16 protein-coding genes and 2 tRNA genes are annotated in these 17,273 nt (G+C 39.6%); 16 read left to right on the top strand and 2 right to left on the bottom strand.

Annotated elements, in window-relative coordinates:
* Positions 1-39 precede the first annotated feature (39 nt).
* From murA to IGJ00_RS11005, 9 genes are all read left to right on the top strand, one after another.
* A complete protein-coding gene (gene murA, locus IGJ00_RS11045) occupies positions 40-1,341 on the top strand; it encodes a UDP-N-acetylglucosamine 1-carboxyvinyltransferase (RefSeq protein WP_010734894.1) in 1,302 nt (433 codons plus the stop codon).
* Positions 1,342-1,355: 14 nt separating this feature from the next.
* Positions 1,356-1,532 (top strand): DNA-directed RNA polymerase subunit beta, encoded by a 177-nt coding sequence (locus tag IGJ00_RS11040; RefSeq protein ID WP_010734895.1) that lies wholly within the window; start codon positions 1,356-1,358, stop codon positions 1,530-1,532.
* Positions 1,533-1,745: 213 nt separating this feature from the next.
* On the top strand, positions 1,746-2,021 hold the full coding sequence (yidD, locus tag IGJ00_RS11035) for a membrane protein insertion efficiency factor YidD (RefSeq protein WP_071866746.1): 276 nt from the start codon (positions 1,746-1,748) through the stop codon (positions 2,019-2,021).
* A gap of 32 nt (positions 2,022-2,053) precedes the next feature.
* Entirely contained in the window at positions 2,054-2,503 is a 450-nt protein-coding gene (locus IGJ00_RS11030; protein WP_071866747.1) for a GNAT family N-acetyltransferase, read from the top strand.
* Positions 2,504-2,568: 65 nt separating this feature from the next.
* Positions 2,569-3,453 (top strand): ROK family protein, encoded by an 885-nt coding sequence (locus IGJ00_RS11025; RefSeq protein ID WP_071866748.1) that lies wholly within the window; start codon positions 2,569-2,571, stop codon positions 3,451-3,453.
* A 74-nt stretch (positions 3,454-3,527) separates the two neighbouring features.
* The gene (locus tag IGJ00_RS11020) at positions 3,528-3,761 is read left to right on the top strand and encodes a DUF2969 domain-containing protein (protein WP_071866749.1); all 234 of its coding nucleotides are present in this window, start codon (positions 3,528-3,530) and stop codon (positions 3,759-3,761) included.
* Between the two features lie 87 nt (positions 3,762-3,848).
* Positions 3,849-3,929: transfer RNA gene (locus tag IGJ00_RS11015), tRNA-Tyr, on the top strand.
* 6 nt (positions 3,930-3,935) lie between these two features.
* Positions 3,936-4,007, top strand: a tRNA-Gln gene (locus IGJ00_RS11010).
* Between the two features lie 117 nt (positions 4,008-4,124).
* On the top strand, positions 4,125-4,295 hold the full coding sequence (locus tag IGJ00_RS11005; RefSeq protein ID WP_010734900.1) for a hypothetical protein: 171 nt from the start codon (positions 4,125-4,127) through the stop codon (positions 4,293-4,295).
* A gap of 52 nt (positions 4,296-4,347) precedes the next feature.
* Here the strand turns inward: IGJ00_RS11005 and IGJ00_RS11000 are convergent, their stop codons facing one another.
* Positions 4,348-4,956, bottom strand: coding sequence for a TetR/AcrR family transcriptional regulator (locus IGJ00_RS11000; RefSeq protein WP_081355916.1), 609 nt, complete (start codon positions 4,954-4,956; stop codon positions 4,348-4,350).
* A 173-nt stretch (positions 4,957-5,129) separates the two neighbouring features.
* Between IGJ00_RS11000 and IGJ00_RS10995 the strand changes: the two genes are divergently transcribed.
* Positions 5,130-9,359, top strand: coding sequence for an acyl-CoA dehydratase activase-related protein (locus tag IGJ00_RS10995; protein ID WP_438844433.1), 4,230 nt, complete (start codon positions 5,130-5,132; stop codon positions 9,357-9,359).
* 238 nt (positions 9,360-9,597) lie between these two features.
* Positions 9,598-10,305 carry a GntR family transcriptional regulator gene (locus IGJ00_RS10990; RefSeq protein WP_010734905.1) on the top strand — a complete coding sequence of 236 codons (708 nt, stop codon included), beginning with the start codon at positions 9,598-9,600 and terminating at the stop codon, positions 10,303-10,305.
* Between the two features lie 83 nt (positions 10,306-10,388).
* Here IGJ00_RS10990 and IGJ00_RS10985 read toward each other — a convergent pair whose 3' ends face one another.
* Positions 10,389-11,033 carry a YigZ family protein gene (locus IGJ00_RS10985; RefSeq protein WP_142433297.1) on the bottom strand — a complete coding sequence of 215 codons (645 nt, stop codon included), beginning with the start codon at positions 11,031-11,033 and terminating at the stop codon, positions 10,389-10,391.
* Between the two features lie 131 nt (positions 11,034-11,164).
* Here IGJ00_RS10985 and IGJ00_RS10980 point away from each other — a divergent pair, with 131 nt between their 5' ends.
* The 5 genes from IGJ00_RS10980 (at position 11,165) to secA (ending at position 17,165) form a co-directional block, all read left to right on the top strand.
* The gene (locus IGJ00_RS10980) at positions 11,165-11,455 is read left to right on the top strand and encodes a DUF7662 domain-containing protein (RefSeq protein ID WP_010734907.1); all 291 of its coding nucleotides are present in this window, start codon (positions 11,165-11,167) and stop codon (positions 11,453-11,455) included.
* 263 nt (positions 11,456-11,718) lie between these two features.
* Positions 11,719-13,044, top strand: a complete 1,326-nt coding sequence (locus IGJ00_RS10975) for a DEAD/DEAH box helicase (protein WP_074799558.1) — start codon at positions 11,719-11,721, stop codon at positions 13,042-13,044.
* Complete coding sequence (locus IGJ00_RS10970; RefSeq protein ID WP_071866754.1) at positions 13,025-13,726, top strand: ComF family protein; 702 nt, start codon at positions 13,025-13,027, stop codon at positions 13,724-13,726. Before IGJ00_RS10975 ends, IGJ00_RS10970 begins: the two co-directional genes overlap by 20 nt.
* A 136-nt stretch (positions 13,727-13,862) precedes the next feature.
* A complete protein-coding gene (hpf, locus tag IGJ00_RS10965) occupies positions 13,863-14,414 on the top strand; it encodes a ribosome hibernation-promoting factor, HPF/YfiA family (RefSeq protein WP_010734910.1) in 552 nt (183 codons plus the stop codon).
* Positions 14,415-14,630: 216 nt separating this feature from the next.
* Complete coding sequence (secA, locus tag IGJ00_RS10960) at positions 14,631-17,165, top strand: preprotein translocase subunit SecA (protein WP_086334961.1); 2,535 nt, start codon at positions 14,631-14,633, stop codon at positions 17,163-17,165.
* The last annotated feature ends 108 nt before the right edge of the window (positions 17,166-17,273 follow it).

The following is a 17,273-nucleotide window of genomic DNA, read 5'->3' as shown; positions in this document are numbered from 1 at the left end:
GCGAATGTATACTCAACGGATTTTTTTGGGGGGAACAACATGGAAGAGATCATCGTAAAAGGTGGCAATCAATTAAAAGGAACAGTAAAGATCGAAGGAGCAAAGAATGCGGTATTGCCGATTTTAGCCGCAAGTTTATTGGCTGAAGAAGGAACAACCGTTTTAGATAATGTGCCAATTCTTTCTGACGTGTTCACTATGAATCAAGTGATCCGTCATTTGAACGTAGATGTAGCGTTTGATGAAGAGAATAATCGTGTGACACTTGATGCATCGAGAGAATTAGAAATTGAAGCACCTTATGAATACGTAAGCCAAATGCGTGCGTCAATCGTTGTGATGGGACCATTATTGGCTAGAAATGGTCATGCAAAAGTTGCAATGCCTGGTGGATGTGCGATTGGAAAACGTCCGATCGATTTACACCTAAAAGGTTTTCAAGCCTTGGGTGCAAAAATCATTCAAAAGAATGGTTATATCGAAGCAATCGCCGATCAACTGATCGGAAATACGATCTATTTAGATTTTCCAAGTGTTGGTGCGACACAAAACATCATGATGGCTGCTGTCAAAGCAAAAGGCACGACGATCATTGAAAACGTCGCACGTGAACCTGAAATCGTTGATTTAGCGAATATCTTAAATAAAATGGGTGCGAATGTTTATGGCGCTGGTACAGAAACGATGCGTATCGAAGGCGTTGATCATTTGCATGCAGTCAACCATTCAATCGTCCAAGACCGTATCGAAGCCGGTACTTTCATGGTAGCAGCAGCGATGACTGAAGGCAATCTATTGATCGCTGATGCGATTTCTGAGCATAATCGTCCATTGATCTCTAAATTGATCGAAATGGGTGCAACGATCACTGAAGAAGACGGTGGCGTTCGTGTCATCGGACCAAAACATATTTTACCAACAGATGTAAAAACGATGCCACATCCTGGTTTCCCAACGGATATGCAAGCACAAATGACTGCTATCCAGTTGGTTGCAGAAGGTACAAGTGTTGTGACTGAAACAGTCTTTGAGAACCGTTTCCAACATCTTGAAGAAATGCGCAGAATGAATGCACATGTAAAAATCGATGGCAACATTGCAATCATGGATGGTAATCACGAATTACAAGGTGCTGAAGTCTATGCAACAGATCTAAGAGCAGCAGCAGCGCTCGTATTAGCTGGTTTGAAAGCAAATGGAATCACACGCGTTCGTAACCTAAAATATTTAGATCGTGGCTATTATAATTTCCATATTAAATTGCAACAATTAGGTGCAGATGTGGAACGTGTAAATGTAGAAGAAACACCAGTCGAAAAAACACCACAAACAATCGCTTAAGGATGTGACGAGAGATGACGAGTCCACGCTATATTTTGATAAGTTTGGTAAAAATTTTAGCTGTCATTTTACTTGTACTCCTATTATTCATCATTGGGACAATGATCGGATATGGTTTGATTGGCGGTGGAAGTCCATTCAAGGTCTTTCAACCGAGCTTATGGTTGCATATCTTCGATTTCTTTAGTTAAGTGTGTACACTAGGTAACAGATAAGAGAAGAAGAGGTTGTGGCAAAAGCGTACAGCTCCGAGAAATAAGCGCCAAAATCCGAAAATAGCTTTTCATATTTTTGGGTTTTGGCGCTTATTTCTGTAGGAGTTGCTTTTAGAACACCGTTTATCCGGTTATAGGGGATGGTAAGTGGATGTATGACCAATCCTTTTTTTATATGGAGATGAAAACATGAAAAAATTTTTGATTTATTTAGTTCGCGGATACCAGCGATTTATTTCACCTGCGTTCCCACCAAGTTGTCGGTATTATCCAACTTGTTCCAATTACATGATCCAAGCCATCCAAGTACATGGTGCGCTCAAAGGAACCCTAATGGGAACAGCACGCATCTTTCGTTGCCATCCATTTGTGAAAGGCGGTATCGATTATGTGCCTCGTCACTTTCGTTTGACGCGTAATAAAGAAGATCAATCGATGCCAGACTATAAAAAATACAAAAAATAGAGTCATTGATTTTTATCAGATAGGAGAAAGCGATGTTTCAACAATTGAACAAAAGTGACTTACCATGGGCGTTATTATTAGAAGCCGATCCTGATAAAGACAAAGTGATCGCTTATGTGACCAATGGCGATGGGTTTATCTGGAAAGAGCATGATGAAGTGATCGGTGTGCTTGTTTATGTAATCAGAGAAACGGAATGTGAGATCATGAATGTTTCTGTTGCTGCTGCACATCAAGGAAGAGGAATCGGTGGCAAGCTGATTGATCATGCACTTGAAGAGTTGAGCAAAGAATGCAAACAACCAACAAAAATATTGATCCGTACAGGAAGTATTACGAATCCAGCGTTACATCTTTATCAGAAAAAAGGCTTTAAAGAAGTATCGAGAGAAAAGGATTACTTTATCAATAATTACGCAGAACCAATCTATGAAGAGGGGATACTTCTTAGAGATCAAGTAACCTTAGCCAAAGAATTATAGGATGGAACGAAAGCGTTTTATAATAAAAATATTGTTGAAAAACTATTGAGGAGGAACAAATAATTATGGGGATTTTAGCATTCGATTTTGGCGGTTCAGCTGTCAAATATGGTTATTGGGAACTAGAAACACTAACACATAAAGGTCAGTTCACAACACCAGCTACATGGATAGAAATGAAAGCGCAATTATCATCGGTATTCCAACAATTATCACAAGAAGTAGCAATCAATGGGGTTGCCTTTAGTGCACCAGGTGTTGTGAATAGCCAACGACAAGTGATTGAAGGCATCAGCGCGATTCCTTATATCCATGGGTTTGATATTTATACTGAATTAGAGGAATTGTTTGGTCTGCCAGTCGCTATGGAAAATGATGCGAATTGCGCGGGAATGGCTGAGTTTTATGAAGGTGCTGCTCGTGGCTATCAAAATGTTGCTTTTGTAGTGATTGGTACAGGCGTGGGTGGTGCGATGTTCACTAATGGTGAATTGAATAAAGGCGCTCATCTTTATGGCGGAGAATTTGGCTTGATGTTTCTTAATGGGGAGCATACATTCAGTACATTAGGAACGGCAGTCCAAATGGCGTGGCGATACTGTGAACGCAAAGGATTAGATAAAAATACCTTTAGTGGAAAAGAAGTCTTTGAATTAGCAGAAAATGGCGATCCTCTCGCACAAGAAGAAGTTGAATCTTTTTATGATTATTTAACAAAAGGGTTATTTAGTATTCAATTTTCATTTGATCCAGAAGTGATCGTATTGGGTGGTGGAATTTCTGCAAAAGAGGGATTACTGACAGAAATCAATCAACGGATGAAAAAATTGACGAGTCATTTTGGGTTGAATGATTTTGATCCATTGATCACCTTGTGTGAGTATCGCAATGATGCGAACCTGATAGGGGCAGCCGCAAATTATCTAGCGCAACAAGAAGCAGGAAAATAAATTATCAAATAGAAGACACACAGTGAATGTTTTCTGCCGTTAAATGTGATAAACTATTGAGGAGGTGGGAAATAATGTCAAAAAAGAATAAAGATATTGAAGTGCGTACCGAAGAGATCAAAAAAACGATCAAAGGGAACACATATGATGTAACGCAGTTATTTATTGGTAAAAAAATGATCGGTGAAATTTTAGCGTATGGACCAAAAGAATTTGAGATTTTCTTGGGAGAAGAAGACTTTGGCAAAGAAAAAAGTCTTGAAAATGCGATAGAAACAGTGATTCGTCATTGGAATTTACACGAATAAAAAAATATCAAAAAAATTTTCAATAAAGGGTTGCAATCACTTGGAAAATTAGGTATTATAACTAAGTCAGGTTGATACAAACCTTTCGGAGGAGTAGCGAAGTGGCTAAACGCGACGGACTGTAAATCCGTTCCTTAGGGTTCAGTGGTTCGAATCCACTCTCCTCCATTTCATTGGGGTATAGCCAAGCGGTAAGGCAAGGGACTTTGACTCCCTCATGCGTTGGTTCGAATCCAGCTACCCCAGTTCCTAGAGTGATCAGTTGAAGATCACTCTTTTTTTTGTGTAAAACACCTTGTTTCTTGCTGATTTTGCTATTATAGGCTAGAGTAGATATAAGAAGAAAAAAAGGAGGCGGCACAAATGAAGTGGAAACAAAAAGTAGATGAAACAGCAGAAAAAATTTACGATATGATCAAATCGGAGAAGTACAATGTAGAGATCCATGTACCGAAAAAATCAGAAAAATTTGTCCAAATCAAAGCGAAACGTCCAACGAATCATACTAAAAAATGGTTGTCTAAAAATCGTTAAGAATAACAAAAGCTCTGAAGTTCACATAATCTTGTGTTCTTCAGAGCTTTTGTTATTTTTCAATCTCGATCCCTAAGACGGTCAAGTGACCATTTCCCACTAATTTGATGACTAAAGTAGCTAATTGCTTTGGTGTCATCTCGGTATCGCTGGTGACCCACCAATGTAAAGTACCGGTAAAAATGGCAGTTATGTATTCTGTGATAAAATCGATAGGTACTTCTAGTTCGTTCTCTGTGATTTTTAGACGATCAAAAATAGTTGCGTATTTTTCAGATAAGAAAATTTTCAATTTTTTCCTGAAAAATTCGATCGAAGTGCCGTCCAAAGTCGTAATAAATATAGCTTTGTTCTCAGCAACCAATTGGTAAATTTGAGTTAAGGCACGGTTGACCCGTTTCAGCTTCAATTTATTACCTTCCATCAAGGGTTCCAAATCTAAGATCGAGGTAAATGTCTGGATAGCAATATGGAATAAATGCTCATAAAGATCTTGTTTGTCTTTGAAATGAGCATAAAAGGTCGCACGATTGATCATTGCTTCATCGGCGATTTCTTGGATCGTGATTCGCTCCATACTTTTTGTTTCTAGTAAACGTAAGAACGCTTCAATAATCATTTTGTTGGTACGTTTCACTCGAAGATCGTTTTTCTTCATCATAAAAATCTCCTTACTTTTGGTCGACAAATCGCTCACGATTGTTGTTTATCTCACAAACTGACAATTATTGCTTATTGCAATCGCTCTAAATCGTTTTAGAATAGATATATGTAGTATAACAGACGCTTTGTTCAATGTTCAACAAAGCGTCTTTTTAAGAAGGTGGCGAGACGATGAAAATGTACGGAGGTATCGATGTAGGTTCAACGACAGTCAAATTAGTGATTCTTGATAACCATGGCGAAACTCTTTTTGCTAAATACGAACGACATTATGCAGATATCAGAAAAGCAACCATCAACATATTAGAAGAAGCCAAAACAACTTTACAAGATCAGGCGATTGCTTTTGCAATCACTGGGTCTGGCGGGATGGGATTAGCGGAACATCTACAATTGCCTTTTATCCAAGAAGTGATTGCATGTACAAAAACGATCGAAGAAAGGATTCCCGAAACAGATGTAGCGATTGAATTAGGAGGAGAAGATGCCAAAATCACCTTTTTTGGTTCTTCTTTAGAACAACGAATGAACGGTAGCTGCGCGGGAGGGACAGGCGCATTTATTGATCAGATGGCAGCACTATTGAAAACCGATGCAAATGGGTTGAATGAACTAGCCAAAGCGTATCAACAGCTTTATCCAATTGCCTCTCGCTGTGGTGTATTCGCTAAAACGGATGTACAACCACTGATCAACGAAGGAGCGGCGAAAGCCGATATTGCTGCTAGTATTTTTCAAGCCGTCGTCAATCAAACGATCGCTGGTTTAGCAGCAGGAAGAAAGATCAAAGGAAAGGTCGCCTTTTTAGGTGGCCCACTTTACTTTATGTCCGAATTGCGCCAACGCTTTATTGAAACCCTTGGCTTATCGACAGAAGAAGTGGTTTTTCCAGAAAATCCGCAACTATTCGTGGCATTAGGGGCAGCTTATCACGCAAAAGCTTCAAAGGAAAAGACACTAGGTGAATTAATCCAGAAATTGGAAAGCCAAGAACAAGAGTTGCTTCATCATTCTCGTTCTTTAGCGCCACTTTTTCAGAACGATCAAGAGTTAGCTGATTTTCGCAGCCGACACGAAAAAGCGAAGGTGCAAGAATGCGCTCTAGCTACCCATCAGGGGGTGGCTTTTCTAGGTATTGATGCTGGTTCAACGACGACGAAAGTCACCTTGATCAATCAATCAGGAGAGCTATTATTCTCATTTTATGGAAACAATGAAGGACAGCCTTTAGAAACAACCATCAACGTATTGAAAAATATGTATCAGCAAATGCCCAAAGACTGCTTTATCGGTAAAGCGGTAGTGACTGGCTATGGTGAAGCGTTGATCAAGAGTGCGTTGAAAATCGATATTGGCGAAGTCGAAACGATGGCGCATTATAAAGCAGCAAATTTTTTTCAACCAGGTGTCGATTTTATTTTAGACATCGGTGGACAAGACATGAAGGCAATGACGATCAAGGACGGCGCATTGTCCTCGATCCAATTGAACGAAGCCTGTTCTTCAGGCTGTGGCTCGTTTATCGAGACGTTTGCCAAGTCATTAGGTTATGAAATCCAAGATTTTGCGGTTGCTGCTATTTCAGCCAAGAACCCTGTGGACTTAGGTTCCAGGTGTACGGTCTTCATGAATTCAAAGGTCAAGCAAGTCCAAAAAGAAGGTGCTTCTGTTGGAGACATCTCGGCTGGTTTATCTTATTCTGTGATCAAAAATGCGATCTACAAAGTAATCAAAATCAGAAAACCAGAAGATCTAGGCAATAAGATCGTGTGTCAAGGTGGAACCTTTTACAACGATGCAGTCTTGCGAGCATTTGAAAAAATCAGTGGAAGAGAAGTTGTTCGTCCTTCTATCTCAGGATTGATGGGTGCATATGGCGCTTCTTTGATTGCTCTGGAAGAATATCAAAAAGGGGAAATAAGTGAACTACTCTCCTTCGAAGAATTGTCTCAGCTGACGACAGAAAAAGAACTGACGCACTGTGGGTTGTGTGAGAACAATTGCCTGTTGACGGTCACTTTATTTTCTGATGGTCGGAAACTGATTTCTGGTAATCGTTGTGAACGTGGGGCGCAGATCAAAATCAAAAAAGCCGATAAGAAAATCAATTTAGTGGCTGAAAAATCTCGGCAATTATTCCGTTACCGCCCATTACGAAAAACAGAAGCTGTCAACGGTGAAATCGGGATTCCAAGAGTATTGAATATGTATGAAAACTTTCCACTTTGGCAGACTTTCTTTCGTTCTTTAGGTTTTCGAGTAGTCTTATCCCCTCGATCGAGTAAGGAAATCTACGAACAAGGGATCGACACGATTTCAAGTGATACCGTCTGTTATCCAGCGAAGCTGGTGCATGGCCATATCCAATCACTGATCGATGCTGGTGTTTCCTGCATTTTTTATCCTGGCGTGATCTTTGAGCAGAAAGAGAATAACCAAGCGGACAATCATTTTAATTGTCCCATCGTTCAAAGTTATCCAGATGTCATTAAAAACAATGTTGATGCGATTCGGGAAGGACGGATCGATTACCGTCAGCCGTTTTTGAATCTAGCGAACGAAGCATCAGTGGCAAAGACGTTACACCAAACATTTTCTGACTATGGGTTTTCAGAAGATCAAATAAAAGAAGCTTTACACCAAGGATATGAAGCATTAGCTGATTTTAAAAAAGAGATCCAACAAAAAGGAGAAGAAACCTTAAGGATGCTACATCAGAATAATGAACGTGGCATCGTCCTTGCAGGTCGACCTTACCATCTAGATCCGGAAATCAACCATGGGATTGCAGAATTAATCACACAAGAAGGCTTCCATGTGTTGACAGAAGATAGCATCGCTCATCTAGGAGATGTGGGGCAATTACGAGTAGTGAATCAATGGGTCTATCAATCAAGATTATATGCTGCTGCCCGAGTCGTCGCAAAATCTAAGGAGTTAGAACTAGTTCAATTAAACTCTTTCGGGTGTGGTATCGATGCGGTGACAACTGATCAAGTGGAAGAAATCATGGCGCAATATGGCAAGTTATACACTGTACTAAAAATCGATGAAGGCGCAAATTTAGGTGCTATCAGGATACGCTTGCGCTCATTAAAAGCGGCAGTCAATGCACGAACCAAACAACAATTTCGCCCAACGAAACAATTTCATACACCAGATAAAATCACCTTTACCAAAGAAATGAAGAAAACACATACCTTGTTATTGCCAATGTTGAGTCCTATCCATCAATCTGGTTTAGTTGATGTTGCTTTAAAAGCCTCAGGATATCAAGTTGTTTGTTTGCCAAGAAACAGTGGAAGTGCCATTGATGTCGGGTTAAAGTACGTCAATAATGACGCGTGTTATCCAGCAATCATCTCGATCGGGCAAATAGTCGAGGCATTGGAAAGTGGCACATATGACTTAAATCATACCAGTGTGATGATGACCCAAACGGGAGGTGGATGCCGAGCGACTAATTATATCCCACTGCTTCGAAAGGCGCTTGATGAAGCTGGCTTCCCACAGATACCCGTAGTTTCTGTGTCTTTCGGCAATCAAGGGGTAGAATCTTCTCCTGGTTTTACGTTCACATTGCCATTATTGAAACGTTTAGCGGTTGCTTTTTTATATGGTGATCTTTTTGAACGGGTCATTTACCGTACTCGACCATATGAGATAGAAAAAGGCGCGATTGATGAAATGCACCATCAATGGCTTGAACGAGTGGAACGCAATGTCAAAAATGGTTCTTTGACAAACTTCAACCGAAATATGGCGAAAATCATCCATGATTTTGACACGGTTCCGCTAACGAATCAAAGGAAACCTAAAGTAGGAATTGTTGGAGAGATTCTAGTCAAGTATTCACCTACGGCCAATAATGATATCGTCCGATTATTAGAAGAAGAAGGCGCTGAAGTCGTTGTTCCTGATATCATGGGGTTTATGAATTATTCGATATACAACCAAATCTGGAAATATGAACACTTAGGTCATTCAAAAAAAAGTAAATGGGTCGCACAATTTCTTATCCGCTTGATTGAATATGTTGTAAAGCCAATGGATAAAGCGTTAAGGAAATCACAACGTTTTGATGGAATAACACCAATTCATCAATTAGCAGATGAAGCCAGCCAGATTTTATCAATTGGCAATCAGACCGGTGAAGGATGGTTTTTAACCGGTGAGATGATTGAATTGTTAGAGAATGATGTCCCTAATATCGTTTGCATGCAACCATTTGGCTGTCTACCGAATCATGTCGTTGGAAAAGGGGTATTCAAAGAGCTGCGTCATCGTTACCCAAAAGCCAACATTACTGCAATCGATTATGATCCAGGTGCTTCCATAGTCAATCAATTGAATCGCATCCGTTTGATGATGGCAACGGCCATGAAAACATTGAATCCATAATTTATCGGTTGAGTTTAGCAAGAGAGCCTTTTTGATTTTATCATTTACGAGTAAGAATAGGCATACTTGTTACTTTAAGTACTCATTGAACAGGAGCTAAGATAAAAAAAATTCTTTCTAAAGGTTATTGTGTCGGAGGGTAAGGCAGTGGAATGAACAGCATGGTGGGCTCTTTTTTGTTGAGAATTAGGTATATACCAGTTATAATAAAATAGAAATGAAAGGACGGGTAGATGTTATGTCGAATCAATTACCGGTATATATACAAATTCACGATCAAATCAAAAGTGAAATCGAGCAAGGCGTCTGGAAAATCGGAGATCGTCTTCCTTCAGAAAGAGAATTAGCCATCAAGTTCAATGTTAGTCGAATGACTTTAAGACAAGCGATCCAAAACCTAGCCGACGAAGGAATCCTTGAAAGAAAAATTGGATCAGGTACCTACGTGGCACGAGAAAAGGTCCAAGAAAAAATGTCTGGTGCAACCAGTTTTACCGAAATCATGGAATCACAAAATCGTGTGCCATCCAGTCGAACGATTTCTTATTTTCTCACGTCACCGAGTTCGAGTGAAATGGAGAAATTGCAACTAAAAAAAGATGATACCATCTTACGAATGGAACGTATTCGTTTTGCTGATGATATCCCTATTTGTTTTGAGATTGCGAGTATTCCGCAAAAAATCATCGACGGATACAGCAAAGCAGAAATTACGGAGTCACTGTATCGAACACTCGAAGAAAAAAGAGGGAACAAGATCGGTGCGGCGAAACAAACAATTTCAGCAGTCTTAGCTTCAGAAAAAATTGCTGAATATTTAGAGGTCAAGCGAGGAGATGCCGTTTTACGTTTAAGACAGATTTCTTACTTTGAAGATGGCACGCCATTTGAATACGTACGTACCCAATATGTCGGCGACCGTTTTGAGTTTTATTTAGAAAGATGATCGTTCATATTGAATAAAAAGACCAGAGAATAGTCATCGGCATAACTGCCTCCTATTCTTTGGTCTTTTCGATATGATCCGGCTTAGTCTCTTGTTTGAATGAGTTGTTCATAATAAGAAACAGCTCCTTCAGTAAATGTCACTTGACCGCTCAAAAGTTCAATGATAGCTTCTTGGAACGCAATGACCTCTTTTTCATTGATCATGCAAACAACGATGACTTTTTCTGTATAGCGGATTTCTTTCACATTCACCTGCTGAAGTGCCAAGAAGTTTTCTATTTTTCCTAGTTGGGGATAGGCAATATGAATCGATAGTTCTTGTTGTAATGTCCCTTCAACAATGCCGATTTCTTGTAATGCGTGGGAAACCGAATGCGCATATGCACGAATCAAGCCACCTGCACCTAACTTGATCCCGCCGAAATAACGAGTCACAACAGCAGCCACATTGATCAGTTCATTTTTTTTGATGACTTCTAACATCGGTACACCGGCAGTTCCACTTGGTTCACCATCATCACTGCTTCGTTGGATCTCATTTTTTTCACCAATCACGAACGCACTGCAATTATGATTGGCTTTCCAATGTTCTTTTTTCGTTTCTTGGATAAATTGTTTTGCTTCTGCTTCTGTTTCTACTCGTTTCAGTGAGCAGATAAAACGTGATTTTTTTATTTCAAGCTCACTTTGACCATTTTCTTTGATCGTGTAATAACGTTCTAACATCTGTTTCACTACTTTCATTGTTTGTTCTCGTCTCTTTTCAAGTATAGAGAATTTTTTTCTGCATGACAATTATGTTAATAGTTGCTTAACGAAGGGAATATGGGATAATAAAGAAAAGTGAGGTGCGTAACATGAAAGAACGAGTCAAAAAGTATGATGCCATCACTCATTATTTAAAGACAAATGGTGGCTCTCAAATCACGCTGACATTTACTCAAATCGATGAGTTGCTTTTTCCAAGTAGTGCCTTGCCCCGTTCTGCACGAGAAAGTACTGATTGGTGGGCGAACGACTATAAACATCCTGAAAAAGGCGCCTATGGCTGGATCAATGCTGGCTATGAAGTGGTGGTCATCAATTTAGAAAAAGAATTTATCGTATTCAATCAATTAGTCAAATCCAGTTGGTTGTTTGACGAATAACTATTTTTCTAGCTGTTGATCCAATCTCTCGATTCAAGTCCAATTTTAGGTCTAGCTACATATATCAGTATGATCTGAGTCCGAAAGTTTCTGTTAAAGAAATGGTCCGCGGATTCAGTTTCATACTTTTTTTGTTTTCCATTGAAATCATCGCGTTCGTTCGTCCGCTGATTAGCTGATTTTCTAATTGGATCAATCCGATTGATTCTGCATGAAGGATTTCTTTTTTTGCGTATCTATTTTGCGAAGGGAGAGAAGTACACATGCACGCGGAAGATTTTTTTGGCAGACGATTATTAACTAGAGAAGTATATGGGAATGAACATTCTTATAAAAAATTGAACTATGAAGTGGTCGATGCAGTCACAGTAAAAAAGAAGCAGCTTTATTGCAATCGTTGCAGTCAAACGACCCCTTTGAAATCAGCAAGGCTCAATGCGTCTACCTACTACTGTCCCCACTGTCTGTTTTTGGGGCGTTGCGATACCCTGCAACAGCTCTACTTATTCGAACAACCAAATGGAAAGAAGCGTCATGTAAACCACTATTGGGAAGGTCAATTAACAACACTACAACAGCAAATTTCAGATGATCTATGTGAACGATCGGGTGAGCATTTGGTTTGGGCAGTTACAGGCTCAGGCAAGACAGAGATGCTTTACGCCAGTATCCACGCTACCTTAGCTAAAGGTGGGAGAGTTGCTATCGCCTCACCAAGGATCGATGTTTGTCAGGAATTATACCTACGACTTAGCCAGGTCTTCCCAGAAGAAAGGATCCGCTTGCTTCATGGGAAATCAGAAGGACCTGATCGCTATGGTTCTTTAGTGATTTGTACAACGCATCAGTTGTATCGTTTTTACCGAGCATTTGCTCTTTTAGTAGTAGATGAAGTGGATGCTTTTCCATTTGTGGGGGATCAAGGGTTAGCTTATGCAGTGGCAACCGCGCTACAAAGAAATGGCCAACTGATATATTTAAGTGCGACACCCGATGACCAGTTATTGAAAAAAAGCCGAACAGCTTTGAGTGTTCATCAGTTGGCTTTACGCTTTCATCAGCGATTATTGCCAGAACCGAAACTGCTTTTTTGGGATCAGTGGGCAAATCGCTGTTTGCACCCAAAAAAGAATCAACGATTGTGTCGCTTGATCCAAGAGCTAGTCAAAGAAAACCATGTGCTATTGTTTTGCCCAAGTATCTCTTTAATGGAGCAATTGGAGAAACAATTAAAAAAACAATTGTCTTGTCGTATGACATCCGCCTCTTCAAAAGATGAAGCACGTAGTAGCAAAGTCCAAAATATGAGAGAGCAACACTACGATGTGTTTTTGACCACGATGATCTTAGAGCGTGGGGTGACTTTTGAACGGATCTCAGTCATTGTTTTAGGCGCCGACCATCCGGTATTCAGCAAATCATCACTGGTCCAAATTGCTGGACGTGCCGATCGAAAGGGAGGATTCACGAATAGTCAGGTCTATTTTTTCTATGAAGAAAAGACGCATGCTATCGTAAAAGCGTGTAAAGAAATCAAACAAATGAATAAAAAAGGAAAAGAGCAACGAGATGAAATGCGTATATTGTAAGAAAATATTTAGCAGAAATATAACAATCGGTGAATTGCTTGGACTGAAAAAAGTAGCGAGATGTTGCCAGGAATGTCAATTCTTATTTCAACGAATACGACAGAAGAGTCGCCACCAGTGTGAAGGCTGCCAAAAAGTATTGAATAAACAAGCGATTGATCAACATGACTATTGCCGAGATTGCTTGAATTGGCAGGCACGTTACCCTGACTATCGTTTTTGTCATCGTGCGTTCTTCCGCTACGATCAAGCGTTCCGTACTTGGCTCAAACAATATAAATTCATGGGGGATATCCTGTTGGCACATACATTTAGTGTAGAGTTGCAAGAATTGCGAAAACAATACAAGTCATTTGTTTTTTGTCCGATTCCATTGTCTACAGAAAGGATCAACGAAAGAGGATTTAACCAAGTGAGTGAACTATTGAGAGCTGCTGGGCTTCCTTTTCAAGAATTGCTGATCAGAGAAAAACACCATATACCACAATCCAAGAAAACAAGAGTGCAACGTTTGATTACGACCCAACCATTTGTTTATCAGCCATCTACACCTACAATCAAAGGGGAAAATATCTTGCTGATCGATGATGTTTATACGACTGGCCAAACGATGTTCCATGCAGCGTCCTGCCTTTTGGCGCAGTCACCCAATAAAGTACAGACGTTCTCACTTGCTAGATAAGCTTTTTGTAGAAACAGTAGTAAAATGACAGCGATTTAGTTTGCAAATGCTTACGAGTTCGATATAATAGAAGTAAGAAGAGGGAAAGAGTGGTCCTTCTCCTTCTTGATTGTGGTAGATGAAAGGGGTAGTTTTTATGTTTAGATATAATGTACGCGGCGAAAATATCGAAGTAACTGAAGCGATTCGTGACTACGTAGAGAAAAAAGTAGGAAAATTAGAACGTTATTTCAGCGATGCTCCCGATGCTACGGCGCATGTGAATTTAAAAGTTTATACTGAAAAAACAGCAAAAGTGGAAGTTACGATTCCATTACCTTATCTCGTATTACGTGCCGAAGAAACTTCACCTGATCTATATGCAAGTATTGATTTGGTTGTTGATAAATTGGAACGTCAAATCCGCAAATTCAAAACAAAAATCAATCGTAAATCTCGCGAAACTGGTTTGAATACAGCAAATGCGGCGGTTATGTTCAATAATGAAGACGAAGAAGAAAATGAGTCTGAATTAGATATCGTTCGTACAAAACGCTTGTCATTGAAACCAATGGACAGCGAAGAAGCTGTTTTACAAATGAATATGTTAGGCCATAACTTTTTCATCTTTGAAGATGCAGAAACGAATGGTACAAGCATTGTTTACCGTCGTAAAGATGGCAAATATGGATTGATCGAAACTGATTGATAAATAACGAAATAATAACATGAAAAAAACTTGCAGTGGTCTCGAATGACTACTGCAAGCTTTTTTTTCGGATTGGATAGATAAAAAGAATATGAAATAATTATGAAGATATCACTTTAATTGACTTAAGTTATTTCATTTATCCACAACTAATGATAAAATAAGAGACAGAGTCTACATAGTTTGGATATTATATAAAAGGAGATTAAACAACGCATGGCCAATTTTATTCGTTCGATTATCGAAAATGATAAGAAAGAACTAAAACGTTTAGAAAGTATTGTAAAGAAAATCGAAGCTCATGCTGATGATATGGCAGCATTAACAGATGAACAATTACAAGCAAAGACAACCGAATTTAAGGAAAGATATAAAAAAGGGGAAACATTAGATCAACTTTTACCAGAAGCTTTCGCAGTCGTTCGTGAAGCAGCAAAACGCGTATTAGGGTTGTACCCTTACCCTGTGCAGTTAATGGGGGGGATCGTCCTTCATGATGGAAATATTCCAGAGATGCGTACCGGTGAAGGGAAAACCTTGACTGCTACGATGCCTGTTTATTTAAATGCTTTGACAGGAGAAGGCGTTCACGTAGTTACTGTCAATGAATACTTGTCTACTCGTGACTCCAATGAGATGGGTGAGTTATACAACTTCTTAGGTTTGACAGTTGGTTTGAATATCAATTCAAAATCAGCAGATGAAAAACGTGAAGCCTACAATTGTGACATTACGTATAGTACAAACAACGAGCTAGGGTTTGACTATTTGAGAGACAACATGGTTGTTTATCGTCATCAAATGGTACAACGTCCATTGAACTATGCGATCGTCGATGAAGTCGATTCGATCTTGATCGATGAAGCAAGAACGCCATTGATCATTTCTGGACAAGCAGAAAAGTCAACTGCGTTATATACGCGTGCTGATAACTTTGTCAAACGATTGAAAGAAGAAGAAGATTATAAAATCGATGTTCAATCAAAAACGATCAGCTTGACTGAAGCTGGAATTGAAAAAGCGGAAGAAACTTTCGGTTTAGATAACTTATATGATATCGAAAATTCTGCTTTAACGCATCATATCGATCAATCATTACGCGCAAACTATATCATGATTTTAGATATCGACTATGTGGTCCAAGATGGAAAAGTAATGATCGTTGACCAATTTACTGGTCGTATCATGGATGGACGCCGTTATTCTGATGGCTTGCACCAAGCGATTGAAGCCAAAGAAGGCGTAGAAATCGAAGATGAAACAAAAACGATGGCATCGATCACATTCCAAAACTATTTCCGTATGTACAAGAAATTATCTGGTATGACAGGGACAGCGAAGACAGAAGAAGAAGAGTTTAGAGAAATCTACAACATCCAAGTCATTCAAATCCCTACAAATCGTCCGGTCATTCGTGATGATCGTCCAGATTTGTTATATCCGACATTGACAAGCAAGTTCAATGCAGTCGTTCAAGATATCAAAGATCGTTACCGTAAAGGACAACCTGTTCTTGTAGGTACCGTCGCTGTTGAAACGTCTGAATTGCTTTCTGATTTATTGAACCGAGAACGCGTCCCTCATGAAGTACTAAATGCCAAAAACCACTTTAAAGAAGCCGAGATCATCATGAATGCTGGTCAAAAAGGGGCAGTTACGATTGCAACGAACATGGCTGGTCGTGGTACGGATATCAAGTTAGGTCTAGGTGTTCGTGAGTTGGGTGGATTAGCTGTTATTGGTACAGAACGTCACGAATCAAGACGTATCGATAACCAGTTACGTGGACGTGCAGGTCGTCAAGGAGATCCAGGGATGTCACAATTCTACTTGTCTCTTGAAGATGACTTGATGAAACGATTCGGTTCAGAACGAATCAAAGCTTTCTTGGAACGCATGAAGATCGGTGAAGAGGATGCAGTGATCCAAAGTAAGATGTTGTCGAAACAAGTTGAATCAGCGCAAAAACGTGTAGAAGGAAACAACTACGACACACGTAAAAACGTTCTTCAATACGATGATGTGATGCGTGAACAACGTGAAGTCATCTATAAACAACGTCAAGACGTGATCATGGAAGAAACAAGTCTATCTGAACCATTGATGAATATGGTCAAACGAACAATCAGTCGAGTAGTGGATGCCCACACGCAACTTGAGAAAGAAAACTGGAATCTTGAAGGAATCGTCGACTTTGCTGGTAGTACACTTGTCCATGAAGACAGTATTTCAATGGCTGATCTAGAAGGCAAGACACCACAACAAATCAAAGATTTCTTAAATGAAAAAGCACAAGAAATCTTTAATACGAAAGCTTCACAATTAAATGGTCCTGAGCAATTGCTTGAGTTTGAAAAAGTCGTGATCTTACGTGTTGTCGATTCAAAATGGACAGACCACATCGATGCAATGGATCAATTACGTCAATCAATCGGACTACGTGCTTATGGACAAAACAATCCGCTTGTCGAATACCAAACAGAAGGCTACAAAATGTTTGAAGACATGATTGGTGCGATCGAATACGAAGTAACACGTATCTTTATGAAAGCTGAGATCCGTCAAAACGTCCAACGTGAACAAGTGTCTCAAGGGCAACCTGTTCAACCAACAGAAGGTGGCGCGAAAGAAAACAGCCGATTGAATGTGAAATCACAGCCTGTCAGTGTAAATAAAGTTGGTCGTAATGACCCATGTCCATGTGGCAGTGGTAAAAAATTCAAAAATTGTCATGGCAAGAATGAGATGTAATCTTTCCTATTGAAAGAAATCGTTCATACCGAGCAATGAGACTTGATCAATTCAGAAAAGGAACTCACTTCATATGAGAGTGCTCGTTCCTTTTCACAAACTAAAATA

The organism is Enterococcus sp. AZ062, assembly GCF_051715065.1.
GTDB classification, from domain to species: Bacteria; Bacillota; Bacilli; order Lactobacillales; family Enterococcaceae; genus Enterococcus_B; species Enterococcus_B mundtii.
This window is presented reverse-complemented; position numbering and strand designations above follow the sequence as displayed.